This window comes from Pseudomonas sp. TH15, assembly GCF_016651105.1.
Taxonomy (GTDB): domain Bacteria; phylum Pseudomonadota; class Gammaproteobacteria; order Pseudomonadales; family Pseudomonadaceae; genus Aquipseudomonas.
This window is the reverse complement of the sequence record NZ_JAEKEL010000001.1, coordinates 418,991-442,149: the sequence shown is the minus strand read 5'-3', so window position 1 is coordinate 442,149 and position 23,159 is coordinate 418,991. Positions and strand designations below refer to the sequence as shown.

At 60.4% G+C, this 23,159-nt stretch carries 26 protein-coding genes; 18 read left to right on the top strand and 8 right to left on the bottom strand.

Translation table 11 applies throughout. The features are described 5' to 3' along the window. Positions 1–20 precede the first annotated feature (20 nt). From proC to JFT87_RS02075, 9 genes are all read left to right on the top strand, one after another. The gene (gene proC, locus JFT87_RS02115; protein WP_201198322.1) at positions 21–839 is read left to right on the top strand and encodes a pyrroline-5-carboxylate reductase; all 819 of its coding nucleotides are present in this window, start codon (positions 21–23) and stop codon (positions 837–839) included. Positions 840–863: 24 nt separating this feature from the next. Then, the gene (locus JFT87_RS02110) at positions 864–1,451 is read left to right on the top strand and encodes a YggT family protein (protein ID WP_201198320.1); all 588 of its coding nucleotides are present in this window, start codon (positions 864–866) and stop codon (positions 1,449–1,451) included. Then, positions 1,451–1,741 (top strand): DUF167 domain-containing protein, encoded by a 291-nt coding sequence (locus JFT87_RS02105; RefSeq protein WP_201198318.1) that lies wholly within the window; start codon positions 1,451–1,453, stop codon positions 1,739–1,741. The genes JFT87_RS02110 and JFT87_RS02105 overlap by 1 nt, the downstream gene beginning before the upstream one ends. Positions 1,742–1,978: 237 nt before the next feature. Beyond that, a complete protein-coding gene (gene metX, locus JFT87_RS02100; protein WP_201198316.1) occupies positions 1,979–3,118 on the top strand; it encodes a homoserine O-succinyltransferase MetX in 1,140 nt (379 codons plus the stop codon). A 7-nt stretch (positions 3,119–3,125) separates the two neighbouring features. Further along, a complete protein-coding gene (metW, locus tag JFT87_RS02095; RefSeq protein WP_201198314.1) occupies positions 3,126–3,746 on the top strand; it encodes a methionine biosynthesis protein MetW in 621 nt (206 codons plus the stop codon). Positions 3,747–3,772: 26 nt separating this feature from the next. After that, positions 3,773–4,207, top strand: coding sequence for a DUF4426 domain-containing protein (locus JFT87_RS02090; protein ID WP_201190055.1), 435 nt, complete (start codon positions 3,773–3,775; stop codon positions 4,205–4,207). Then, complete coding sequence (gene rdgB / locus JFT87_RS02085) at positions 4,204–4,800, top strand: RdgB/HAM1 family non-canonical purine NTP pyrophosphatase (RefSeq protein ID WP_201198312.1); 597 nt, start codon at positions 4,204–4,206, stop codon at positions 4,798–4,800. Before JFT87_RS02090 ends, rdgB begins: the two co-directional genes overlap by 4 nt. Beyond that, positions 4,797–6,002 (top strand): radical SAM family heme chaperone HemW, encoded by a 1,206-nt coding sequence (hemW, locus tag JFT87_RS02080; protein WP_242486407.1) that lies wholly within the window; start codon positions 4,797–4,799, stop codon positions 6,000–6,002. The genes rdgB and hemW overlap by 4 nt, the downstream gene beginning before the upstream one ends. 22 nt (positions 6,003–6,024) lie before the next feature. Beyond that, on the top strand, positions 6,025–6,348 hold the full coding sequence (locus JFT87_RS02075; RefSeq protein ID WP_201190067.1) for a DUF3392 domain-containing protein: 324 nt from the start codon (positions 6,025–6,027) through the stop codon (positions 6,346–6,348). 131 nt (positions 6,349–6,479) lie between these two features. On the opposite strand, the gene trmB is transcribed toward JFT87_RS02075, so the two are convergent. From trmB to JFT87_RS02055, 4 genes are all read right to left on the bottom strand, one after another. Then, positions 6,480–7,205, bottom strand: a complete 726-nt coding sequence (gene trmB, locus JFT87_RS02070; RefSeq protein ID WP_201198310.1) for a tRNA (guanosine(46)-N7)-methyltransferase TrmB — start codon at positions 7,203–7,205, stop codon at positions 6,480–6,482. Positions 7,206–7,214: 9 nt separating this feature from the next. Beyond that, positions 7,215–8,009: a thiazole synthase gene (locus JFT87_RS02065; protein WP_008068101.1), complete on the bottom strand. Its 795-nt coding sequence runs from the start codon at positions 8,007–8,009 to the stop codon at positions 7,215–7,217. A 60-nt stretch (positions 8,010–8,069) separates the two neighbouring features. Next, the gene (gene thiS, locus JFT87_RS02060) at positions 8,070–8,270 is read right to left on the bottom strand and encodes a sulfur carrier protein ThiS (protein WP_201198308.1); all 201 of its coding nucleotides are present in this window, start codon (positions 8,268–8,270) and stop codon (positions 8,070–8,072) included. Positions 8,271–8,440: 170 nt separating this feature from the next. Then, positions 8,441–8,812, bottom strand: a complete 372-nt coding sequence (locus tag JFT87_RS02055) for a DUF423 domain-containing protein (RefSeq protein WP_201198306.1) — start codon at positions 8,810–8,812, stop codon at positions 8,441–8,443. A 74-nt stretch (positions 8,813–8,886) separates the two neighbouring features. On the opposite strand from JFT87_RS02055, the gene mtgA reads away from it, so the two are divergent. Beyond that, positions 8,887–9,609 carry a monofunctional biosynthetic peptidoglycan transglycosylase gene (gene mtgA / locus JFT87_RS02050; protein WP_201198304.1) on the top strand — a complete coding sequence of 241 codons (723 nt, stop codon included), beginning with the start codon at positions 8,887–8,889 and terminating at the stop codon, positions 9,607–9,609. 21 nt (positions 9,610–9,630) lie between these two features. Here mtgA and JFT87_RS02045 read toward each other — a convergent pair whose 3' ends face one another. From JFT87_RS02045 to JFT87_RS02030, 4 genes are all read right to left on the bottom strand, one after another. Further along, positions 9,631–10,605: a serine/threonine protein kinase gene (locus JFT87_RS02045; RefSeq protein ID WP_054616850.1), complete on the bottom strand. Its 975-nt coding sequence runs from the start codon at positions 10,603–10,605 to the stop codon at positions 9,631–9,633. A 186-nt stretch (positions 10,606–10,791) separates the two neighbouring features. After that, the gene (locus tag JFT87_RS02040; protein WP_201198302.1) at positions 10,792–12,693 is read right to left on the bottom strand and encodes a PhoX family protein; all 1,902 of its coding nucleotides are present in this window, start codon (positions 12,691–12,693) and stop codon (positions 10,792–10,794) included. Positions 12,694–12,751: 58 nt separating this feature from the next. After that, on the bottom strand, positions 12,752–13,516 hold the full coding sequence (locus tag JFT87_RS02035) for a TOBE domain-containing protein (protein WP_201198300.1): 765 nt from the start codon (positions 13,514–13,516) through the stop codon (positions 12,752–12,754). A 208-nt stretch (positions 13,517–13,724) separates the two neighbouring features. Next, positions 13,725–14,462, bottom strand: a complete 738-nt coding sequence (locus tag JFT87_RS02030) for a ComF family protein (RefSeq protein WP_201198297.1) — start codon at positions 14,460–14,462, stop codon at positions 13,725–13,727. 92 nt (positions 14,463–14,554) lie between these two features. On the opposite strand from JFT87_RS02030, the gene bioB reads away from it, so the two are divergent. The 8 genes from bioB (at position 14,555) to JFT87_RS01990 (ending at position 23,117) form a co-directional block, all read left to right on the top strand. Continuing rightward, on the top strand, positions 14,555–15,610 hold the full coding sequence (gene bioB / locus JFT87_RS02025) for a biotin synthase BioB (RefSeq protein ID WP_201198295.1): 1,056 nt from the start codon (positions 14,555–14,557) through the stop codon (positions 15,608–15,610). A gap of 147 nt (positions 15,611–15,757) precedes the next feature. Further along, the gene (gene bioF, locus JFT87_RS02020) at positions 15,758–16,936 is read left to right on the top strand and encodes an 8-amino-7-oxononanoate synthase (RefSeq protein WP_201198293.1); all 1,179 of its coding nucleotides are present in this window, start codon (positions 15,758–15,760) and stop codon (positions 16,934–16,936) included. After that, positions 16,929–17,660: an alpha/beta fold hydrolase gene (locus JFT87_RS02015; RefSeq protein ID WP_201198291.1), complete on the top strand. Its 732-nt coding sequence runs from the start codon at positions 16,929–16,931 to the stop codon at positions 17,658–17,660. Before bioF ends, JFT87_RS02015 begins: the two co-directional genes overlap by 8 nt. Continuing rightward, positions 17,653–18,465: a malonyl-ACP O-methyltransferase BioC gene (gene bioC, locus JFT87_RS02010; RefSeq protein WP_201198289.1), complete on the top strand. Its 813-nt coding sequence runs from the start codon at positions 17,653–17,655 to the stop codon at positions 18,463–18,465. Before JFT87_RS02015 ends, bioC begins: the two co-directional genes overlap by 8 nt. Further along, entirely contained in the window at positions 18,462–19,142 is a 681-nt protein-coding gene (bioD, locus tag JFT87_RS02005) for a dethiobiotin synthase (protein WP_201198287.1), read from the top strand. Before bioC ends, bioD begins: the two co-directional genes overlap by 4 nt. A 122-nt stretch (positions 19,143–19,264) precedes the next feature. Continuing rightward, on the top strand, positions 19,265–19,561 hold the full coding sequence (locus tag JFT87_RS02000) for a pyrroloquinoline quinone biosynthesis protein PqqE (protein ID WP_201198285.1): 297 nt from the start codon (positions 19,265–19,267) through the stop codon (positions 19,559–19,561). Positions 19,562–19,838: 277 nt separating this feature from the next. Then, positions 19,839–21,644, top strand: coding sequence for a phenylacyl-CoA dehydrogenase (locus JFT87_RS01995; RefSeq protein WP_201198283.1), 1,806 nt, complete (start codon positions 19,839–19,841; stop codon positions 21,642–21,644). 186 nt (positions 21,645–21,830) lie between these two features. Next, positions 21,831–23,117, top strand: a complete 1,287-nt coding sequence (locus JFT87_RS01990; protein ID WP_201198281.1) for a GGDEF domain-containing protein — start codon at positions 21,831–21,833, stop codon at positions 23,115–23,117. The last annotated feature ends 42 nt before the right edge of the window (positions 23,118–23,159 follow it).

The window sequence follows — 23,159 nt, the reverse complement described above, 5'->3', positions numbered from 1 at the left end:
TCTCTTGATAAGGACCTGACATGAGCAAGACTCGTATTGCCTTTATCGGTGCCGGCAACATGGCCGCCAGCCTGATCGGTGGCCTGCGCGCCAAGGGTCTGGACGCGGCCCACATCCGCGCCAGCGATCCCGGCGCTGAAACCCGTGCTCGCGTGAACGCTGAACACGGCATCGAAGTATTCGCCGACAACGCCGACGCGATTCAAGACGCCGACGTGGTCGTACTGGCGGTCAAACCCCAGGCGATGAAAGCCGTTTGCGGAGCGATTCGCCCAAGCCTCAAGCCGAATCAACTGGTGGTGTCCATCGCCGCCGGCATCACCTGTGCCAGCATGACCAACTGGCTCGGCGCCCAGCCGATCGTGCGCTGCATGCCCAACACCCCGGCGCTGCTGCGTCAGGGCGTGAGCGGTTTGTACGCCACCGCCGAGGTGAACGCCGAACAACGCCAACAGGCGCAAGAGCTGCTGTCCGCCGTCGGCATCGCGCTGTGGCTGGACGAAGAGCAGCAACTGGACGCGGTGACCGCTGTTTCCGGTTCGGGCCCTGCGTACTTCTTCCTGTTGATCGAAGCGATGACCGCCGCGGGCGTGAAACTCGGCCTGCCGGCAGACATCGCCGCACAACTGACCCTGCAAACCGCACTGGGCGCCGCCCACATGGCGGTCGCCAGTGACGTGGACGCAGCAGAACTGCGTCGCCGCGTGACTTCGCCGGCCGGCACCACGGAAGCGGCCATCAAGTCGTTCCAGGCCGGGGGCTTCGAAGCCCTGGTCGAAAAAGCACTCGGCGCCGCCGCCCACCGCTCAGCCGAGATGGCCGAGCAACTGGGTCGCTAATCAGCTCTTACAAAGGAATCAATGATGCTTGGACTCAATGACGCTGCCATTTTTGTAATTAAAACCCTGGGCAGCCTGTACCTGCTGATCGTGCTGATGCGCTTTATCCTGCAACTGGTTCGGGCGAATTTCTACAACCCGCTCTGCCAGTTCATCGTCAAAGCCACTCAACCGTTGCTCAAGCCTCTGCGCCGAGTCATCCCGAGCATGTTCGGGCTGGACATGTCGTCACTGGTATTGGCGCTGATCATTCAGATGGCGCTGATCGCGGTCATCCTGACGCTCAAGGGCTTCCAGGTCGACTGGCTGTTTTTGATCCCTTGGGCTCTGATCGCTCTCTTCGCGCTGTTTTTGAACATTCTGTTCTACGCGATGATCATCAGCGTGATTCTGTCTTGGGTCGCACCGGGTAGCCACAATCCGGGCGCCGAACTGGTTGCTCAGATTACTGAACCGGTACTCGCGCCGTTCCGCCGGATTCTTCCGAGCCTGGGCGGCCTCGACATCTCGCCGATCTTCGCGTTTATCCTGATCCAGTTGCTGCAAAGCTGGGTGATCCCGCGCCTGGCTTACTTCGCCTTCATGCCGCAGGGCCTGCTCGGGCTGATCTGATGAGCTACTTTCGCTGGGACGGTGATGATCTGATTCTGGAGTGTCACCTGCAACCGGCGGCCCGCGGCGATGATTTCTGCGGGCTACACGGCGATAGATTGAAGATCCGCCTGACCGCGCCGCCCGTTGAGGGCAAGGCCAATGCGTACTTGATGGCGTTTTTGGCCAAGGCGTTCGGGGTTTCCAAGAGCCAGGTGAGCTTGCTCAGCGGCGAGTTGAACCGGCAGAAACGAGTGCGGATTTGTTCGCCGAAGAAGCTGCCGGAGTTGCCGGACCTGGTGCGCCCCTGATCGAGCAGTGCAGCACTTGTGGCGAGGGGATTTATCCCCGCTCGGCTGCGCAGCAGTCGTAAAACCCGCCAACCCGATTTTGCTGGTAGAACGCAGGGGGCGGCTTCGCCACCCAACGGGGATAAATCCCCTCGCCACAGGGGTCGCGTTCAATGAATGAAATCAGGCCCGGCCTTTGCTTGCCGCTAGCCACACTGGTCTTTAGACTTACGCCTCATTTCAACGAGAGCAGGGTCGATGCCAACTGCCTTTCCCGCCGATTCTGTTGGTCTGGTGACGCCGCAAGTGGCGCACTTCAGTGAACCCCTGGCCCTGGCCTGCGGCCGTTCGCTCCCAGCTTATGACCTGATCTATGAAACCTACGGCACGCTGAACGCCACGGCGAGCAACGCCGTGCTGATCTGCCACGCCTTGTCCGGTCACCATCACGCTGCCGGCTTCCACAGCCCCGACGACCGTAAACCCGGTTGGTGGGACAGCTGCATAGGCCCCGGCAAGCCGATCGACACCAGCAAGTTCTTCGTGGTCAGCCTGAACAACCTCGGCGGCTGCAACGGTTCTACCGGCCCGAGCAGTATCAATCCGGAAACCGGTAAACCGTTCGGCGCCGATTTCCCGGTACTGACCGTGGAAGACTGGGTGCACAGTCAGGTGCGCCTGTCCGACTTGCTCGGCATCAGCCAGTGGGCGGCGGTGATTGGCGGCAGCCTCGGCGGCATGCAGGCCTTGCAGTGGACCATCACCTACCCGGACCGCGTGCGGCATTGCCTGGCCATCGCCTCGGCGCCCAAGCTGTCGGCACAGAACATCGCCTTCAACGAAGTGGCGCGCCAGGCGATCCTGACCGACCCCGAGTTCCACGGCGGTTCGTTCCAGGAAGCGGGCGTGATCCCCAAGCGCGGCTTGATGCTGGCGCGGATGGTCGGCCACATCACCTACCTGTCCGACGATTCCATGGGCGAGAAATTCGGCCGTGGCCTGAAGAGCGAAAAGCTCAACTACGACTTCCACAGCGTCGAGTTCCAGGTCGAGAGCTACCTGCGTTATCAGGGTGAAGAGTTCTCCGGGCGCTTTGACGCCAACACCTATCTGCTGATGACCAAGGCGCTGGACTACTTCGACCCGGCGGCGAACTTCGACGATGACCTGGCGAAAACCTTCGCCGGCGCCACCGCCAAGTTCTGCGTGATGTCCTTCACCACCGACTGGCGCTTCTCCCCTGCCCGCTCGCGGGAACTGGTGGACGCGCTGATGGCGGCCAAGAAAGACGTTTGCTACCTCGAGATCGACGCTCCGCAAGGCCACGACGCCTTCCTGATTCCGATCCCGCGTTACTTGCAGGCGTTCAGCAACTACATGAACCGTATTAGTTTGTGAGAAAGCCATGAGAGCTGATCTGGAAATCATCCAGGAATGGATTCCCGCCGGTAGCCGCGTGCTCGACCTCGGTTGCGGCGACGGCGAACTGCTGACCTGGCTAAGGGACAACAAGCAAGTCACCGGCTATGGCCTGGAAAACGACGCGGACAACATCGCCGAGTGCGTGGCCAAGGGCATCAACGTGATCGAGCAGGATCTGGACAAGGGCCTCGGCAACTTTGCCAGCAACAGCTTCGACGTCGTGGTCATGACCCAAGCCCTGCAAGCCGTGCACTACCCGGACAAGATCCTCGACGAAATGCTGCGGGTCGGTCGCCAGTGCATCATCACCTTCCCCAACTTCGGTCACTGGCGTTGCCGTTGGTATCTGGCGAGCAAGGGCCGGATGCCGGTTTCCGAGTTTCTGCCGTACACCTGGTACAACACGCCGAACATCCACTTCTGCACTTTCGGCGACTTTGAAGAATTGTGCCGCGAACGTGAAGCGAAGGTCATTGATCGGCTTGCCGTGGATCAACAGCACCGACACGGGTGGGCCAGTAAGCTATGGCCTAATCTATTAGGTGAGATCGGTATCTACCGCGTCAGCAGCCCAGGGCTGCAAGACCACAAGGTCGCGGTCTGAACCACGCCACTTCAAGGAGAACGATCATGGGTCGTCTAGCACTGTTTCTACTTACTGCCTGCCTGAGCGTCACTGCCATGGCCGCCGACGTCATCAAAGGCGAGCGTCAGGAAACCTTTGGCGACGTGACGGTGCACTACAACACCTTCAACTCCACCTACCTGACGCCGGACATTGCCAAAGCGGCGGAACTGATCCGCAGCAAGAGTCAGGGCGTGATCAACGTTTCGGTAATCAAGGACGGCAAACCACTGATCTCTCAGGTCAGCGGCACGGTCAAAGACCTGACCAGCCAGAGCGTCCCGTTGAGTTTCAAACAGGTGACTGAGCAAGGTGCGGTTTACTACATTGCGCAGTACCCGGTGCCTCAGCAGGAAATCCGCACGTTCGAGATCAAGGTCCAGAACGGCGACAAAATCAACACCATCAATTTCAACCAAGAGCTTTTCCCCGGCGAATGATGAACTTCACGCAACTCGTACTGGCCAGCCATAACGCCGGCAAACTCAAGGAACTCCAGGCCATGCTCGGCGAATCGGTGCAACTGCGCTCGATCGGCGAGTTCAGCAGCGTCGAGCCGGAAGAAACCGGCCTGTCGTTCGTCGAGAACGCCATCCTCAAGGCCCGCAATGCCGCGCGCATCTCCGGTTTGCCGGCGCTGGCCGATGATTCGGGGCTGGCGGTGGATTTCCTTGGCGGTGCGCCGGGGATCTACTCCGCACGTTACGCTGACGGTCAGGGCGATGCGGCGAATAACGCCAAGCTGCTCGACGTGCTCAAAGACGTGCCTGAAGCCGAACGCGGCGCGCAGTTCGTTTGCGTCCTGGCGCTGGTGCGGCATGCCGACGATCCGTTGCCGATCCTTTGCGAAGGCTTGTGGCACGGGCGCATTCTGCCGACGGCCAGCGGCCAGCACGGTTTTGGCTATGACCCGCTGTTCTGGGTGCCGGAGCGCAACTGCTCCAGCGCCGAGCTGAGCCCAAGCGACAAGAACCTGATCAGCCACCGCGCCCGTGCAATGGATCTGCTGCGCCAGCGTCTGGGCCTGAAATGACCCACGACTCATCCGCGTCGCCGCTGATCTTCGGCGGCGCCGCCCAATCACCTCGGGCCGCGCTGCCAACGTTGCCGCCCCTGGCGCTGTACATCCACATCCCGTGGTGTGTGCGCAAATGCCCTTATTGCGACTTCAACTCCCACACCGCCAGCCCGGTGTTGCCGGAAGAAGAGTACGTCGACGCATTGCTGGCCGACCTCGATCAGGATCTACACGCGGTTTACGGCCGTGAGCTGAGCTCGATCTTCTTTGGTGGCGGCACTCCGAGCCTGTTCAGCGCCGAGGCCTTGGGCCGTTTGCTCAAAGGCGTGGAGCAGCGGATTCCGTTTGCCAGCGACATCGAAATCACCCTGGAAGCCAACCCGGGGACGTTCGAGCAGGAGAAGTTCGTCGCCTACCGGGCACTGGGCATCAATCGCCTGTCGATCGGCATCCAGAGCTTCCAGGAAGAGAAACTCAAAGCGCTGGGGCGGATTCACAACGGTGACGAAGCGGTGCGAGCCGCCGGCATGGCCCGTCAGGCCGGGTTCGACAACTTCAATCTGGACCTGATGCACGGTTTGCCCGATCAGTCGCTGGACGACGCCTTGAGCGACCTGCGCCAGGCCATCGCGCTGAAGCCGACCCACTTGTCCTGGTATCAGCTAACGCTGGAGCCGAACACGGTGTTCTGGAACCAGCCGCCGACGCTGCCGGAAGACGACACGTTGTGGGACATTCAGGAAGCCGGGCAGGCGCTGTTGGCCGAGCACGGTTACGCGCAATACGAAGTCTCGGCCTATGCCCAGCCCGGTCGCCCGGCGCGGCATAACCTCAATTACTGGAGTTTCGGCGACTTCATCGGCATCGGCGCTGGCGCCCACGGCAAGCTCAGCCACCCGGACGGGCGCATCGTCCGGACCTGGAAGACACGTCTGCCGAAGGACTACCTCAACCCGGCCAAAAGCTTCAAGGCCGGCGAGAAAGCCCTGACCAACGACGAGCTGCCATTCGAGTTCCTGATGAACGCCTTGCGCCTGACCGAGGGAGTGGAATCGCGACTGTATCCGGAACGTACCGGGCTGCCGCTGGAAAGCCTCGCCGAAGGTCGCCGTGAAGCCGAACAAAGCGGCTTGTTGCAGGTCGAACCGTCACGTCTGGCGGCCACCGAGCGCGGACAACTGTTTCTCAATGACTTGCTGCAGACATTTCTGAGCTGATTTCAGCCTTAAGGGAAAACCAATGGATTTGATCCTCGACCTGCTCGCCACCGTGTCCCGCTGGAGCCGTAGCAACCTGTCGGAAATCTCTCTGGCACTGGTGGGTTGCCTGCTGGTGCTGTTCGGCGCGGACATCAAAGGCTGGGTCGAACAACGCCTGGGCGGCCTCGCCGGCGCCTTGCGCGTCCCGATGATGGCCCTGCTGTGCATGGTCGGCAGTGGGCTTGCGCTGATCTACGCCACGCCATGGATCATCAAAGGCCTGAGCCAGTTCAACAACTACAGCCTGGCACCGGTGTTGCTGGTGGTGCTGGTGTTGATTGGCGTAGTCGCCGACCGCCGCTGATTTCAGCTGCAACCGAAAACAACTGTGGGAGCGAGCTTGCTCGCGAAGGCGGTGTATCAGTCGACATTAAAGTTGAATGACACACCGCTTTCGCGAGCAAGCCCGCTCCCACATTGGGTATTGCGTAGGGCTTAGGACTGCTTTTCGAACTTCAGGTCCCACACGCCATGCCCAAGACGTTCGCCGCGGCGTTCGAACTTGGTGATCGGGCGCTCGGTCGGGCGCGGGACGCATTTGCCGTCTTCGGCAAGGTTGCGGTAACCCGGTGCGACGTTCATCACTTCCAGCATGTACTCGGCATACGGTTCCCAGTCGGTGGCCATGTGCAGAATGCCGCCGACTTTCAACTTGCTGCGCACCAGTTCAGCGAACGACGCCTGAACGATACGGCGCTTGTGGTGACGGCTCTTGTGCCACGGGTCCGGAAAAAACAGCATCAGACGATCGAGGCTGTTATCGGCCACGCAATTGTTGAGCACTTCGATCGCGTCGCAATCGTAGACCCGCAGGTTGGTCAGGCCCTGAGTCAGCACGCCATTAAGCAGCGCGCCAACACCCGGGCGGTGAACTTCCACACCGATGAAATCCTGCTCCGGCGAAGCGGCAGCCATTTCCAGCAGCGAATGACCCATGCCGAAACCGATTTCCAGGGAACGCGGCGCCGAACGGCCAAACACCTGATCGTAATCCACCGGCGCGTCGGCCAGCGGCAACACGAACAGCGGGGTGCCCTGCTCCAGGCCTTTTTGCTGGCCTTCGGTCATGCGCCCGGCGCGCATCACGAAACTCTTGATGCGGCGGTGTTGGCGTTCTTCGCCTTCTTCCGGCTGGATAGGCGTGTCGTTTGATTCAGTCATCAATGGCTCTTACTTGATCAGACCATCCAGCGGCGAGGAGGCGCTGGCATAGAGTTTTTTCGGCATGCGGCCGGCGAGGTAGGCCAAGCGGCCTGCAACGATGGCGTGTTTCATGGCTTCAGCCATCATGATCGGCTGCTGGGCGTGAGCAATGGCCGAATTCATCAGCACCGCTTCGCAACCCAGTTCCATCGCGATGGTGGCGTCGGAAGCGGTACCGACACCGGCATCCACCAGCACCGGGATCTTGGCTTCTTCGAGGATGATCTGCAGGTTATACGGGTTGCAGATCCCCAGGCCAGTACCGATCAGACCGGCCAGCGGCATGACCGCGATAACGCCGATTTCCGCCAGTTGACGGGCAATGATCGGGTCATCGCTGGTGTAAACCATCACGTCGAAACCTTCCTTGACCAGCACTTCGGCGGCCTTGAGGGTTTCGATCACGTTAGGGAACAGGGTTTTCTGGTCCGCCAGCACTTCCAGCTTCACCAGGTTATGGCCGCCGAGCAGCTCACGGGCCAGGCGACAGGTGCGCACAGCCTCGGTAGCGTCGAAGCAACCGGCGGTGTTCGGCAGGAAGGTGTAGCGATCCGGCGACAGGACTTCAAGCAGGTTCGGTTCGCCCGGGTTCTGGCCCAGGTTGGTGCGGCGCACGGCGAAGGTGACGATCTCGGCACCCGAGGCTTCGATGGCCAGGCGGGTTTCTTCCATGTCACGGTACTTGCCGGTACCTACCAGCAAACGCGACTGGTAAGTACGACCGGCCAGGACGAAGGGCTTGTCGCTACGAACGATGCTCATGGGAAATCCTCTGTAGGGGTGAGGTTCTTGCAGAATTCTGTGCCCTTATGGGCCGGGCGACTAGCCGCCGCCGATGGCGTGCACGACTTCGACGTTGTCGCCATCGCTCAGCGTGGTGTCGGCATGCTGGCTGCGCGGGACGATATCCAGATTGAGTTCGACCGCCACCCGGCGTCCGGTCAGATCCAGACGGGTCAGCAGGGCCGCAACGGTTTCACCGTCGGGCAGTTCAAGGGATTCGCCGTTCAACTGAATGCGCATGCCGGATGCCGCCATCATTTTTAGGGGCAGGCATTCTAGCCCGATCGGTCAGGCTGACCCAAGCCATTCGTCTTGAAACACAATCCCGTAGGAGCTGCCGCAGGCTGCGATCTTTTGATCTTGCTCTTTTGAAGATCAAAAGATCGCAGCCTGCGGCAGCTCCTACAAGGTCAAGTCAAGCGCCAGGCGGCAAGCCCCAGGCAGAACCAGCCCACCAGGAATGCCAGGCCGCCGAAGGGCGTGATGATCCCCAGCTTGCTGACGCCGGTGATGGTCAGCAGGTACAGGCTGCCGGAGAACAGCAAGATACCGATGGCAAACGATGCGCCCGCCCAGGTGATCAAACGACCGGGAATCTGCGTGGCTAGCAGGGCAACACCTAGCAATGCCAGGGTGTGTACCAGTTGATAGGTGACCCCAGTGTGGAAAATCGCCAGGTACTCGGGTGTCAGGCGGTTTTTCAAGCCATGGGCGGCAAACGCGCCAAGGGCAACGCCGGTGAAACCGAAGAAAGCGGCCAGCATCAGAAAGCCACGCAGCATGAAGAACTCCAGTCAGTCTCGATCAACAGGGTCTGTATAATGGCCCGCTCAACGGGTTCGGCCAAGCCATCTCTATGCTGCGTTTAATTTTCCGTCGTTTCACGAAGGCCCTGCTCTGGTTCGCTGGCGGCAGCATATTGCTGGTGCTGATTTTTCGCGTGGTGCCGCCACCGGGCACGGCGTTGATGGTCGAGCGCAAGGTCGAATCCTGGTTCGACGGCGAGCCCATTGACGTGCAGCGCACCTGGCAACCCTGGGATCAGATCTCCGACGACCTGAAAGTTGCGGTGATTGCCGGCGAGGACCAGAAATTCCCGGAGCATTGGGGTTTTGACTTTGGGGCGATTCAGGCAGCGCTGGCCCATAACGAACTCGGCGGCTCGATTCGGGGCGCCAGCACCTTGAGCCAGCAAGTCTCGAAAAACCTCTTTCTTTGGTCCGGTCGCAGTTGGCTGCGCAAAGGGCTGGAAGCGTGGTTTACCGGGTTGATCGAAGTGTTCTGGCCCAAGCAGCGGATTCTTGAGGTGTATCTCAACAGCGTCGAGTGGGATGACGGAGTGTTTGGCGCCGAAGCGGCGGCCCGGCATCACTTTGGCGTGAGCGCTAAAAATTTGAGTCGTCAGCAGGCGAGCTTGTTGGCCGCGGTGCTGCCGAACCCGCGGGTGTGGAGCGCTAGTCATCCGACCAACTACGTCGCACGCCGGGCCGGCTGGATTCGGCAGCAGATGAGCCAACTAGGCGGCGATAGCTACCTGCTCGGCCTTAACGATTCGCGGCGGGCGCCTTGGGCCGATTGAGCGAACTAATCCTTTCCTGCGTCAGAACAACTTCAGCGGTTCTTCGTTGAGTGCAGACAGTTGCTCACGCAACGCCAACACCTGATCCCCCCAATACCGCTCACTGCCGAACCACGGAAAACTGTGGGGGAATGCCGGGTCATCCCAGCGCCGAGCCAGCCAGGCGCTGTAGTGCATCAGGCGCAACGCCCGCAGCGGTTCGATCAGCGCCAATTCCCGCGGGTCGAAGTCGTGAAATTCGTTGTAGCCGTCCATCAATTCCGACAACTGACCGAGACATTCCTGACGATCCCCGGCGAGCATCATCCAGATGTCCTGCACTGCCGGGCCCATGCGGCAGTCGTCGAGGTCGACGATGTGGAACATCTCGTCGCGGCACATCATGTTGCCAGGGTGGCAATCGCCGTGCATGCGGATGTTCTGGTGCGGCGTGGCCTTGTAGACCTCTTCTACTCGTTTGAGCAGATCACGAGCGACGGACTCGTAGGCCGGCAGCAGGCTTTTCGGGACGAAATTGCCTTCGAGCAAAGTGTTCAGCGAATCGTGACCGAAGTTCTTCACGCCCAGCGCTTCACGGTGCTCGAACGGCTTGGTCGCCCCAACGGCGTGCAGGCGCCCGAGCAATTGGCCCAGGCGATACAGCTGATCAAGATTGCCCGGCTCCGGCGCCCGGCCGCCACGGCGGGGGAACAGGGTGAAACGGAACCCGGCGTGCTCGTGGAGGCTGGCACCGTTGTGAATCATCGGCGCGACCACCGGCACATCGCATTCGGCGAGTTCGAAGGTGAACTGGTGTTCTTCGAGGATCGCTTCGTTGGTCCAACGCTGCGGGCGATAGAACTTGGCGATCAGCGGCTCGGAGTCTTCGATGCCGACCTGGTAGACGCGGTTTTCGTAGCTGTTGAGCGCCAGAATGCGAGCATCGCTGAGAAAGCCGATGCTTTCGACGGCATCGAGCACGAGGTCTGGGGTGAGGGTTGCAAACGGGTGGGCCATGCTGACTCCTGCGCGCAGCAGGCTGCCGCGTCCGGCCAAGCATGGTAGCGCAGACGGGGCTTCTATAGTGGTTGGGCTTGAGATGAGTGTTGTCTGGGCGGACGCCATCGCGAGCAGGCTCGCTCCCACATTGGATTTGTGAACACATAACCCTGTGGGAGCGAGCCTGCTCGCGATGGGGCCGTATCAGGCGCCGACGACCCCGCCATCTTCACGGGTAATGGCCATCACTGAAGAACGCGGTTTGCCATTCGGCAGGTGCTCTGGGAAGGTCGAGCCACCGTTTTCCCCCGGATGCTGAATCCCGACAAACAAGGTTTTCTGATCCGGCGAAAAGCTGATCCCCGTTACCTCACAACCAATCGGCCCGACCATAAACCGGCGAATTTCCCCAGTCACCGGATCAGCGCAAAGCATCTGGTTATTGCCCATGCCCGCGAAGTCTGCGGCATTGCTCGAATCGCCATCAGTCAGAATCCACAAGCGTCCAGCCTCGTCGAAACCCAAGCCATCCGGGCTGTTGAACATGTTCTGCGGCGTGATGTTCGACGAGCCGCCCTTTGGCGTGCCGGCGTGAACCCCCGGATTGCCGGCGACCACGAACAAGTCCCAGGCAAAGCTTTCCGAGCCGTGATCATCACGGTCGGTGCGCCAGCGCAGGATCTGCCCGTAAACGTTTTTCTCCCTTGGGTTCGGCCCGCCGACGGGTTGGCCGTCTTCGCCGCGCTTGGCGTTGTTGGTCAGGGTGCAATAAACCTGGCCGTCCTTGGGACTGACCACGATCCATTCCGGGCGGTCCATGCGCGTGGCGCTGACGACGCTGGCCGCGAGGCGAGCGTGAATCAACACCTCGGCCTGATCGGCAAAGCCACTGCTGGCGTCGATGCCGTTTTTGCCGTGGGTCAGTTCGATCCACTGGCCCTGGCCTTTCGGATGATCGGCGTTGCCGTCGCCGGCGTCGAAGCGCGCGACATATAAGGTGCCGTGGTCAAGCAGGTCGCGGTTGGCCTTGGGATTGCCGTGGTCGATTTTGTCGCGGCTGACGAATTTGTAGATGAACTCACCGCGCTCGTCGTCGCCCATGTAGACCACGGCGCGCCCGTCATTGGTTTCAGCCAGGGCGGCGTTCTCGTGCTTGAAACGGCCCAGGGCGGTGCGTTTGACCGGGGTCGACTGCGGGTCGAACGGGTCGATTTCCACCACCCAGCCGTGGCGGTTGAGTTCGTTAGGGTTCTTCGCCAGGTCGAAACGCGGGTCGTGTGGGTGCCAGTTGATTTCCTTGCTGGCGGCCACGGCGCCGTAGCGTTTTTGCGCGACATCGAATTTTTGCTCGGCGTTGCTGCTGCCGAAGCAATCGGTGAAGTTCTCTTCGCACGTCAGGTAGGTGCCCCAAGGCGTCTTGCCGTTGGCGCAGTTCTGGAAGGTGCCGAGGACTTTCTTGCCGTGCTTGTCGGCGCTGGTCTTGAGCAATTCGTGACCGGCCGCCGGGCCGCTCAAGCGCAGCGGCGAGTTGCCGTGGATGCGGCGGTTGTAGCGCGAGCCTTGAACGAATTCCCACTGGCCACTGCGACGCTGTACTTCAATCACCGACACGCCTTCGCAGGCCAGGGCCTTGCGCACGTCTTCCGCCGATTGCGGCATGCCGCCGTGGGGATAGAGGTAGCGGTAGTTGGTGTATTCGTTGTTGATCGCCATCAGCGCACGGTCGTTGTCGCCTGGGAAGGCGAACAGGCTCATGCCGTCGTTGTTGTCGCCGAACTGGACTTCCTGGGCCTGGGCGGTGCCGTTACCGCTCGGGTCGAAGGCCGGGCCATTCTTTTGCAGAGGCTGGCCCCAACTGATCAGCACCGAGGACTTGTAGCCTGGCGGCAAGGTGATGACGTCAGTCGTGGCGGAGGCGATGCTGTTGAAACCCAGCAAATTGCTCGAGCCGGCGCTGACACTGGCGGCCAGCACGCTGCGGCTCAGCAGGTTGCCACCGAGGAACATCGCCGCACCGCAGAGGGCGCCGGCGCTGATGAAACCACGACGGCTGAGGCCGACCATTTTTTCCAGGTCGGTGGGTTGGTTCTCTTCTAATAGGCTCACATCAGGCTCCCTGCTGGATTTTGCAGTCACCTTAGTGAGCGTTAGTGAAGGTTTTGTTTCAGAGTGGAGTGCCCAACAGGACGTTGGACGGCGCAAATTGCACGAGCACCGGGCTGTCGATGGCGAGGCCGGAGGTTCTTAAATGCAGCGGCTCGGCCAGGGCGCAGAGTGTCTGGCCGTTGGGCAGGCCGATGCGCACTTCGCTGGGGCCGTCTTCGGCGTCGAGAATCTGCTCGATAATGCCTTTCAGACAATTGTTGCCAGGTGTTGCGGGTTGGTCGATGGCCAACAATTCCAGCCAGCCGGCCTTGATCAATGCGACGACTTCGGTGCCGGTTTGCAGTTCCAGGCGCAGGGTGCTGTCGTGGGTGATCTGTGCATCGATGCTTAAGCCTTCGGCCAGTTCCAGACGGATGCGGTCGTTGCGACCCTGGGATTCGATCGCCATCACTCTGCCGTGCAATTGATTGCGCGCGCTGGTGCGCAGCATCAGCCGACCGAGCAAGTCCAGATCGCTGGCGTCTTCGGCCGCTTCAAGCACCTGAGCCTGTAACACTTGCAGCTTTTGATACAGCCGCAAGACGCGCTCGCCTTCGCTGGACAACTTGGCGCCACCGCCGCCCTTGCCGCCGACGCTGCGTTCCACCAGTGGTTTTTGCGCGAGGTTGTTCAATTCATCGATAGCGTCCCACGCCGCTTTGTAACTCAAGCCCGCGCTTTTCGCGGCGCGGGTGATCGAGCCTTGTTCGGCGATGTGTTGCAGCAGGGCAATGCGCTGCGGACGGCGGACAATGTGCTGGGACAACAGGGAAGGCATGGACATGAATGGGTGCTTTTTCTGTGGCGGTGGACAGTGAAGTTGGCCGCTCGCGACGCGAGAGTCAAGCCGAACACCGCCCCTTGTAGAGCAGAGCTTGCTCGCGAAGACTCGCAGGAGCGAAGCTTGCGCGCGATAGCCGTCTCGCAGCCGCTGGAGAGGTATCGCCAATGCTGATGTCTTCGCGGGCAAGCCTTGCTCCTACGGGCACGGGTCAGGTTGCTCCCGGTTTTGGCGTGCGGGCCAGGCAATAGACGTCGACGCGCGCCGCGCCAGCGTTTATCAATAGCCGGGCAAGCGCCTGGGCGGTGGCCCCCGTGGTCAGCACGTCGTCGACCAGAGCGAAACTCCGGCCCTTCACCACAGCATCTGGCGTCAGGGCAAAGGCCTGAAGCAAATTGCGTTTACGGGCCTTGGCATCAAGGCCCTGCTGGGCGCTGGTGTCTTGGGTTCGCAACAAAAGGTTTTCCTCGCTGGGCATTTCGAGCGTCTGGCTTAACCACCGCGCGAGCATCGCAGCCTGATTGAAACCGCGCTGACGCAAACGTTTTGTCGTCATTGGCACGGGCAGCAGGGCATCCGGTCTCGGCAAACCTTCATCGAAGCGATGTTGCAGGTATTGTCCGAGAACGTCGGCGAGCAAGTGACCAAACGGCCATTTTGCGTTGTGTTTAAAACGCGTAATCAAACTGTCGACCGGGAAGCCATACCGCCACGGCACGGCGACCTGTTCGAAGGCCGGCGGCTCTAGCAGGCACTCGCCACAGGTCAGCCCCGCTGCGGCCAGCGGCAATGCGCAGGTGATGCACTGATCACCAAGCCATGGCAGTTCGGTTTCACAGGCCACGCAAATTGGCATTTCTGCGTCTGCCGGTTCATCACACAGCAAGCAGTTCTGTACGTTTTTTAAACAGATGTAAACCGGTCCTGCGTATCGTGGTTGACAGCGCATCGCTCTTCCTTAAATATGCCGAACATCCGTGTCGCGCCTGTGGGTATTGCGTTACCCCAGTCGCCAGCCAAGCATAAATCAAGGAAACGCCCATGAGCGCCAGCACCTCTGCAACCCTGCGTCATGACTGGTCTTTGGCCGAAGTCAAAGCACTCTTCGTTCAGCCATTCAACGACCTGCTGTTCCAGGCGCAGACGGTGCACCGCGCGCATTTCGACGCCAACCGAGTCCAGGTTTCGACGCTGCTGTCGATCAAGACCGGCGCCTGCCCGGAAGATTGCAAATATTGTCCGCAGTCCGGTCACTACAACACCGGCCTGGAAAAAGAAAAACTGATGGAAGTGCAGAAGGTCCTCGAAGAGGCCGCTCGCGCCAAGGCCATCGGTTCGACCCGTTTCTGCATGGGCGCTGCCTGGAAACACCCGTCGGCCAAAGATATGCCGTACGTGCTGGAGATGGTCAAAGGCGTGAAAGCCATGGGCCTGGAAACCTGCATGACCCTCGGTCGTCTCGATCAGGACCAGACCGTTGCGCTGGCCGACGCTGGCCTCGACTACTACAACCACAACCTCGATACCTCGCCGGAGTTCTACGGCAGCATCATCACCACCCGCACCTATGGCGAGCGTCTGCAAACCCTGGCTTATGTGCGTGATTCGGGGATGAAGATCTGCTCCGGTGGCATCCTCGGCATGGGCGAGTCCCTCGATGACCGCGCCAACTTGCTGATCCAGTTGGCCAACCTGCCGGAACACCCGGAATCGGTGCCGATCAACATGCTGGTGAAAGTTGCTGGTACGCCGCTGGAAAACGCCGATGACATCGACCCGTTCGACTTCATTCGCATGCTCGCCGTCGCCCGCATCCTGATGCCGCAATCCCACGTGCGCCTGTCCGCCGGCCGCGAAGCGATGAACGAGCAGATGCAGGCCCTGGCCTTCTTCGCCGGTGCCAACTCGATTTTCTACGGCGACAAGTTGCTGACCACCGCCAACCCGCAGGCCGACAAGGACATGCAACTGTTCTCGCGCCTGGGCATTCTGCCGGAAGCGCGCGAAGAGCACGCCGATGAAGTGCATCAAGCGGCTATCGAGCAGGCGCTGGTTGAGCAGAAGAGCAGCGAGCAGTTCTATAACGCTGCTGTTTGACCCGACACAAATCAAATGTGGGAGCGGGCTTGCTCGCGAAGGCGGAGTTTCAGTCACCATAAATGTTGGATGTGACGGCCCCTTCGCGAGCAAGCCCGCTCCCACATTGGGATTGAATGTTTACCCATATTGACCTCCGAGGCCTGCATGTCTTTCGATCTCGCCGCACGCCTTGCTGCCCGTCGTGCCGAAAATCTCTATCGCCAACGCCCACTGCTCGAAAGCCCTCAAGGCCCTGAAGTAGTCGTCGATGGTCAGCCGTTGCTGGCGTTTTGTAACAACGACTACCTGGGCCTGGCCAATCACCCGCAAGTGATCGAAGCCTGGCGCGCCGGTGCGGCTCGCTGGGGCGTCGGCGGCGGGGCTTCGCATTTGGTTATCGGCCACAGCACCCCCCATCACGCGTTGGAAGAGGCGTTGGCCGATCTCACCGGGCGCCCGCGTGCGCTGCTGTTCACTACCGGTTACATGGCCAACCTCGGCGCGGTCACCGCGTTGATCGGGCAGGGCGATACGGTGCTGGAAGACCGGCTCAATCACGCCTCCTTGCTGGATGCCGGTTTGTTGTCCGGTGCGCGCTTCAATCGTTATCTGCACAACGACGCTGAGAGCCTGGCCAAGCGCCTGGAGAAAGCCACCGGCAACACGCTAGTAGTCACCGACGGCGTGTTCAGCATGGACGGCGACATCGCCGATCTGCCGGCGCTGGCCCGCGAGGCCAAGGCCAAAGGTGCGTGGCTGATGGTCGATGATGCCCACGGCTTTGGTCCGCTGGGCGCCAATGGTGCCGGGATCGTCGAGCATTTTGGCTTGAGTCAGGAGGATGTGCCGGTGTTGGTCGGCACCCTCGGCAAGGCGTTCGGTACGGCCGGTGCGTTTGTGGCGGGTAGCGAAGAGTTGGTCGAGAGTCTGATCCAGTTCGCTCGTCCCTACATCTACACCACCAGCCAGCCGCCGGCCCTGGCCTGCGCGACGCTGAAAAGTCTCGAATTACTGCGCAGCGAGCATTGGCGGCGCGAGCACCTTAATGTGCTGATCCGTCAATTTCGTCGAGGTGCCGAACAAATCGGCCTGGAACTCATGGACAGCTTCACACCGATCCAGCCGATCATGATTGGCGATGCCGGGCGCGCGGTTCGACTGTCGCAGATGCTGCGCGAGCGCGGTCTGATGGTGACCGCGATCCGTCCGCCCACCGTGCCGGCCGGCAGCGCTCGCTTGCGCGTGACCCTGACCGCCGCCCACAGCGAGGCGCAGGTGCAGCTATTGTTAAATGGACTGGCCGATTGTTTTGCACAACTGGGACCGGAGCCAAGCCATGCGTGATCGTTTGATTCTGCTGCCTGGCTGGGGACTCGGCGTTTCGCCGCTGGAGCCCTTGGCGGCGGCGTTGCAGGGGCTGGATGAACACCTGCGGGTCGAGATCGAACCTTTGCCGGAACTGGAATCGGGTGATCTTGCCGAGTGGCTTGATGAGCTCGATTCGACTCTGCCTCAGGATGCCTGGCTCGGCGGTTGGTCTCTGGGCGGCATGCTCGCCTCCGAGTTGGCGGCGCGGCGCGGTGATCGCTGCTGCGGCTTGCTGACGCTTTCGAGTAACCCCTCGTTTGTCGCCCATGAGCAATGGCTGAGTGCGATGCCCGGCGAGACGTTCGATGCGTTTCTGGCGGGTTGTGGCGCCGATCCGCGCATGACGTTGAAACGTTTCTCGCTGCTCTGCGCCCAAGGTGCCGAAGACCCGCGCGGGCTGTCGCGACTGTTGCTTGGCGGTGCGCCGAGTACGTCGACGGCGGTATTGATGAGTGGTCTGGAAGTGCTTGCGCAACTGGATACACGTCAGGCGTTGCAGGCGTTCCGTGGCCCACAACTGCATCTGTTCGCCGGCCTCGACGGGTTGGTTCCGGCCGAAGCGGCCGCAGAATTGCTGGCGCTGTTGCCGGATGTCGAAATCGGCCTGATCGAACAGGCCAGCCACGCGTTTCTTCTGGAAGACCCCCACGGTGTGGCGGGGGCGATCCAGGCATTTTTGCATGAGTCCGGTGATGACTGATTTATCCCTTCCCAACCTGCCCGGTGGTTTGCCCGACAAACGTCAGGTGGCAGCGTCCTTTTCCCGCGCGGCGGCCAGCTACGACAGCGTGGCTGAGTTGCAGCGCGATGTTGGCAGCGAGCTGTTACGTCGGTTGCCAGATGATTTTGTACCGGGTCGCTGGCTGGACCTGGGCTGCGGCACCGGGCATTTCAGTCGAGCGCTGGGTGAGCGTTTTCCTGCCGGTCACGGCGTGGCGCTGGACATCGCGGAGGGCATGCTCAATCACGCTCGGCCATTGGGCGGTGCAACGCACTTCATCGCCGGCGATGCCGAGCGGCTGCCGTTGCAGGACTCGACCTGTGACCTGATTTTCTCCAGCCTCGCGGTGCAGTGGTGTTCGGACTTTACGTCGGTGCTCAGTGAGGCATATCGGGCATTGAAACCGGGCGGTGTTTTCGCGTTTGCTAGTCTTTGTGTAGGAACGTTGTACGAATTGCGTGACAGTTGGCGTCAGGTGGATGGCATGGTGCACGTCAACCGCTTCCGCGAGTTCGGTACTTATCAACAGCTGTGCACGGCCAGTGGCTTGAAGGTTGTCAGTCTGCAAGCCTGTGTGCATGTGCTGCATTACCCGGATGTGCGCAGCCTGACCCACGAGCTCAAGGCGCTGGGCGCGCATAACCTGAACCCTGGACGGCCGGGCGGTTTGACCGGCAGGGCGCGAATCCTCGGCTTGATCGAGGCGTATGAACAGTTTCGTCAGGCACAGGGACTGCCGGCGACTTATCAAGTGGTTTATGCCGTGTTGGAGAAACCCTTATGAGCGCAGCCTATTTCATCACGGGCACCGACACTGATGTCGGCAAGACCACCGTTGCTGCGGGTTTGCTGCATGCCGCGCGGTTGGCGGGGTTGAGTACGGCGGCGGGCAAACCGGTGGCCTCCGGTTGCGAGGTGACACCCAAGGGATTGCGTAACGCCGATGCGTTGGCGTTGCTGGCTGAGTGTTCGGTGCCGTTGACGTATGCACAGGTCAACCCGGTGGCGTTCGAACCGGCGATCGCTCCGCATCTGGCAGCGCGGGAGGCGGGCGTGGCGTTGACGGTGCAATCCTTGCTGACGCCGATGCGTGAGATTCTGGATTTGAACGCAGACTTCACGCTGATTGAAGGCGCTGGTGGCTGGCGCGTGCCTTTGGCGGATCAGGACAATTTGTCGGACTTGGCGATGGCGCTGAATCTGCCCGTGATTCTGGTGGTTGGCGTGCGGTTGGGTTGCATCAGTCATGCACTGCTGACCGCTGAAGCGATTGCTAACGATGGGCTGCAATTGGCGGGCTGGGTGGCCAACATCATTGATCCGAAGACCTCGCGCCTGGAGGAAAACCTCGCCACGTTGGCCGAGCGCATACCCGCACCGTGTTTGGGGCGGGTGCCGAAACTCAAGTCGGTGACGGCGGAGGCGGTGGCCGAGCATCTGCAATTGGATCTGTTGGATTAATATTTCCAGGTGCGGGTTTTTGCTATGACAAGGCACTATGCCATTAGTGTTTTTGTCGGGTGTTTTGTCCACGTGTCTGCTTCAATAGCCACTGTTGATCCTTTGCAAGGACGAGTTCTCCCATGGAAATCTCAGGAAGCACCGCTTTTTATGCCGGTCTGAGCACTATTCAGACAGGGCAGAACCGTGTCGATCAGGCTGCCGGCCAGATCGCCAACACCACGATTGATCGCTCGGAGAAGAGCCAGTCCTCCGAAGCACAGGTTGATCGTCTGCGTTCGGTTGATCGCAGCCAGCAATCAGACCTGGCCAGCAATATGGTCGAGATGTCTCAGGGCAAGTTTCAGGTAGAACTCGGCGCGAAAGTCGCCAAGGCTTCCGATGAAATGCTTGGGACGTTGATTGATACCTACGCTTGATCGCTTGCTGAATCTGCTACTCCGACGCCGCGAATCTTCGCGGCGTTTTTCTGCGTAAGTCCTTCTCCCTCAACTAATCTTTCCTGCATGGCTTGTCGCTTTGTCGACGGCGGTGTGCGGCTGTGTGGCCGTTATGTGCGCGGCATGATGACGAATGGCAAAAGATCGATGCTTGACAAGATTTGGGCGTAAACGTATGTTTCAAACAACTGTTTGACCGTCACAACAAATCAACACGGTCGTTCATTCCCGGTTACATCAGCAGAGGTTTATCGCTATGCCTGACTACAAGGCCCCCTTGCGTGATATTCGCTTCGTTCGTGACGAACTGCTCGGCTACGAAGCGCACTATCAGAGCCTTCCGGCTTGCGCAGACGCAACTCCGGACATGGTTGACGCCATTCTCGAAGAAGGCGCCAAGTTTTGTGAGCAGGTGCTGGCTCCGCTGAACCGCGTGGGTGACACCGAAGGCTGCACCTGGAGCGAGTCCGGCGTTAAAACCCCGACTGGCTTTAAAGAAGCCTACAAACAATTCGTTGAAGGCGGCTGGCCAAGCCTGGCCCACGACGTAGAGCATGGCGGCCAAGGCTTGCCGGAGTCTCTGGGTCTGGCCGTGAGTGAAATGGTTGGCGAAGCCAACTGGTCGTGGGGCATGTACCCAGGCCTGTCGCATGGCGCGATGAACACCATTTCCGAGCACGGTACGCCTGAGCAGCAAGATGCTTACCTGACCAAGCTGGTTTCCGGCGAATGGACCGGTACCATGTGCCTGACCGAACCGCACTGCGGCACCGACCTGGGCATGTTGCGCACCAAGGCCGAACCTCAGGCCGACGGTTCCTACAAAGTCTCCGGCACCAAGATCTTCATCTCGGCCGGTGAACACGACATGGCCGACAACATCGTCCACATCGTGCTGGCACGTCTGCCGGATGCGCCGGCTGGCACCAAAGGCATTTCGCTGTTCATCGTTCCGAAGTTCATGCCGAACGCCGACGGTTCGATCGGCGCTCGCAACGCCGTGACCTGTGGTTCCCTGGAACACAAAATGGGCATCCACGGTAACGCGACCTGCGTGATGAACTTCGACGCGGCCACCGGTTTCCTGATCGGCCCGGCGAACAAAGGCCTGAACTGCATGTTCACCTTTATGAACACCGCTCGCCTGGGTACCGCGCTGCAAGGTCTGGCCCACGCCGAGATCGGCTTCCAGGGCGGCCTGAAATACGCTCGTGATCGTCTGCAAATGCGCTCCCTGACTGGCCCGAAAGCGCCGGAAAAAGCCGCAGACCCGATCATCGTGCACCCAGACGTACGTCGCATGCTGTTGACCATGAAGGCGTTCGCCGAAGGCAACCGCGCGATGGTTTACTTCACCGCCAAGCAAGTCGACATCGTCAAATACGGCGTGGACGAAGAAGAGAAGAAGAAGGCTGACGCACTGTTGGCCTTCATGACTCCGATCGCCAAAGCCTTCATGACTGAAGTCGGTTTTGAATCCGCCAACCACGGCGTGCAAATCTACGGTGGTCACGGTTTCATCGCCGAGTGGGGCATGGAGCAGAACGTTCGCGACAGCCGCATTTCGATGCTGTACGAAGGCACCACCGGTATCCAGGCACTCGACCTGTTGGGCCGCAAAGTGCTGATGACTCAAGGCGAGGCTCTGAAAGGGTTCACCAAGATCGTCCACAAGTTCTGCCAGACCAACGAAGGCAACGAAGCGGTCAAAGAGTTCGTCGAGCCATTGGCTGCGCTGAACAAAGAATGGGGCGAGCTGACCATGAAGGTTGGTATGGCGGCCATGAAAGACCGTGAAGAAGTCGGCGCCGCGTCGGTGGACTACCTGATGTACTCCGGTTACGCCTGCCTGGCCTACTTCTGGGCTGACATGGCGCGTCTGGCTGCCGAGAAACTGGCTGCCGGCACCACCGAAACCGCGTTCTACACCGCCAAGCTGCAGACGGCGCGCTTCTACTTCCAGCGCATCCTGCCGCGTACCCGCACTCACGTTGTGACCATGCTGTCGGGCGCCAACAACCTGATGGACATGAAAGAAGAAGACTTCGCACTGGGCTATTAAGCCTTAACGCGGTCTTGTGAAAAACCGCTGTCCTTCGGGGCAGCGGTTTTTTTGTTTGTGGATTGCTCAGAAACCCGGGTTTTCTGCCGTTAAAGAGATTGCGTGTGATCTGGATCACATTGTGTGTGCTTAACTGCTCCAGATGCAGGCACAATGCCATCTTTCTGTTGGGTCGGAGCTTTACCCTTGCCGCGTTCTTCCGCTGTACGCTTCAGTCATTTTTTGCCCTCACTACTGCTGTTGCTTGCTGGGCTTTCGGCTGCGTACATAAAGGATCTCAACGTCTTCTTCACTTCGCTGTTCAACGTGTTGCCAACCTTGGTGCTGTTGCTCGGCGGTGCTTATTGCGCGGTTTACCGACGCCAGCGTGAACTGTTTCTGATGGTCACGGTGTACATCGCCTACTTCCTGCTCGACACCCAGACCGACTATTACCGCGATAACGGCAAGGTTCGCGAAGACGCAGCGGTGGTTTTCCATCTCTGTTGTTTGCTGTTGCCGTTGCTGTTCGGCCTGTTCGCGGCGTGGCAGGAACGCACTCACCTGTTTCAGGACATGGTGGCGCGCTTCGCTGTGTTGCTGGCGTTCGGTAGCGTGGCGCTGGGCATTGAGCAAAGTTACCCACAGCCGCTGCTGATGTGGCTCTCGGAAATCCGCTGGCCTGCCTTGCACGGTGCCTGGATGAGCCTGATCCAGTTGTCCTATCCCGTGTTCTTCGCCGCGTTTTTACTGCTGGCCTGGCAATACTGGCGCAACCCGAGGCCCTTGCACGCCGCGCAACTCGTGGGCTTGCTGGGGTTGTTCTGGATGTTGCCGAAAACCTTCATCCTGCCGTTCACCCTGAACATCATGTGCAGCCAGGTCATGCTGATGATTGCGGCGGCGGTGGCACACGAAGCCTATCAAATGGCTTTCCGCGACGAACTCACCGGGCTGCCGGGACGTCGCGCGTTGAACGAGCGCATGCAGCGCTTGGGGCGCAATTACGTACTGGCCATGAGCGACGTCGATCACTTCAAGAAATTCAACGACACCCACGGCCACGATGTCGGCGATCAGGTGCTGCGATTGGTTGCCAGCAAACTGTCCAAGATCAGCGGAGGCGGTAGGGCGTATCGCTACGGGGGCGAAGAATTCGCCTTGGTGTTCGCGGGCAAGACGCTCGAAGAGTGCATGCCGCACCTGGAAGTCATCCGCGAGTCGATTGCGTCCTACAACATTCAATTGCGCAATCCGGACCGTCCTCAGGACGACCAGCAAGGTCGCCAGCGTCGGGCCGGCTCCGGTGCGTCGAGTGTGTCGGTTACGGTCAGCATTGGCGTCGCCGAACGCTTGGAGCAGCGTACGCCCGAACAAGTGCTCAAGTCGGCTGACGAAGCGCTCTACAGCGCCAAGGGTGCCGGGCGAAATTGCGTGGTGGCGTTCGGCCAAAGCCGCCGTGGCGCGGTGCGTATGGACGCTGCTGCGGGTTGAGTGATGATGGCGCATTCAGCGTCTGGACTGTGATTGTGAGGC

Bases quoted from the DNA above. Each gene is read 5' to 3' on its own strand.
- JFT87_RS02065 (WP_008068101.1), bottom strand. From the start codon at position 8,009: ATGAGCATCGTTCGTAGCGACAAGCCCTTCGTCCTGGCCGGTCGTACT.
- bioC (WP_201198289.1), top strand. From the start codon at position 17,653: ATGACTGATTTATCCCTTCCCAACCTGCCCGGTGGTTTGCCCGACAAA.
- rdgB (WP_201198312.1), top strand. From the start codon at position 4,204: ATGATGAACTTCACGCAACTCGTACTGGCCAGCCATAACGCCGGCAAA.
- JFT87_RS02015 (WP_201198291.1), top strand. From the start codon at position 16,929: ATGCGTGATCGTTTGATTCTGCTGCCTGGCTGGGGACTCGGCGTTTCG.
- JFT87_RS02075 (WP_201190067.1), top strand. From the start codon at position 6,025: ATGGATTTGATCCTCGACCTGCTCGCCACCGTGTCCCGCTGGAGCCGT.
- JFT87_RS02045 (WP_054616850.1), bottom strand. From the start codon at position 10,605: ATGGCCCACCCGTTTGCAACCCTCACCCCAGACCTCGTGCTCGATGCC.
- thiS (WP_201198308.1), bottom strand. From the start codon at position 8,270: ATGCGCATTCAGTTGAACGGCGAATCCCTTGAACTGCCCGACGGTGAA.
- hemW (WP_242486407.1), top strand. From the start codon at position 4,797: ATGACCCACGACTCATCCGCGTCGCCGCTGATCTTCGGCGGCGCCGCC.
- JFT87_RS02000 (WP_201198285.1), top strand. From the start codon at position 19,265: ATGGAAATCTCAGGAAGCACCGCTTTTTATGCCGGTCTGAGCACTATT.
- JFT87_RS02105 (WP_201198318.1), top strand. From the start codon at position 1,451: ATGAGCTACTTTCGCTGGGACGGTGATGATCTGATTCTGGAGTGTCAC.
- metW (WP_201198314.1), top strand. From the start codon at position 3,126: ATGAGAGCTGATCTGGAAATCATCCAGGAATGGATTCCCGCCGGTAGC.
- bioF (WP_201198293.1), top strand. From the start codon at position 15,758: ATGTCTTTCGATCTCGCCGCACGCCTTGCTGCCCGTCGTGCCGAAAAT.
- proC (WP_201198322.1), top strand. From the start codon at position 21: ATGAGCAAGACTCGTATTGCCTTTATCGGTGCCGGCAACATGGCCGCC.
- bioB (WP_201198295.1), top strand. From the start codon at position 14,555: ATGAGCGCCAGCACCTCTGCAACCCTGCGTCATGACTGGTCTTTGGCC.
- JFT87_RS02035 (WP_201198300.1), bottom strand. From the start codon at position 13,516: ATGTCCATGCCTTCCCTGTTGTCCCAGCACATTGTCCGCCGTCCGCAG.
- JFT87_RS02055 (WP_201198306.1), bottom strand. From the start codon at position 8,812: ATGCTGCGTGGCTTTCTGATGCTGGCCGCTTTCTTCGGTTTCACCGGC.
- JFT87_RS02090 (WP_201190055.1), top strand. From the start codon at position 3,773: ATGGGTCGTCTAGCACTGTTTCTACTTACTGCCTGCCTGAGCGTCACT.
- JFT87_RS02030 (WP_201198297.1), bottom strand. From the start codon at position 14,462: ATGCGCTGTCAACCACGATACGCAGGACCGGTTTACATCTGTTTAAAA.
- metX (WP_201198316.1), top strand. From the start codon at position 1,979: ATGCCAACTGCCTTTCCCGCCGATTCTGTTGGTCTGGTGACGCCGCAA.
- mtgA (WP_201198304.1), top strand. From the start codon at position 8,887: ATGCTGCGTTTAATTTTCCGTCGTTTCACGAAGGCCCTGCTCTGGTTC.
- JFT87_RS01995 (WP_201198283.1), top strand. From the start codon at position 19,839: ATGCCTGACTACAAGGCCCCCTTGCGTGATATTCGCTTCGTTCGTGAC.
- JFT87_RS02110 (WP_201198320.1), top strand. From the start codon at position 864: ATGCTTGGACTCAATGACGCTGCCATTTTTGTAATTAAAACCCTGGGC.
- trmB (WP_201198310.1), bottom strand. From the start codon at position 7,205: ATGACTGAATCAAACGACACGCCTATCCAGCCGGAAGAAGGCGAAGAA.
- bioD (WP_201198287.1), top strand. From the start codon at position 18,462: ATGAGCGCAGCCTATTTCATCACGGGCACCGACACTGATGTCGGCAAG.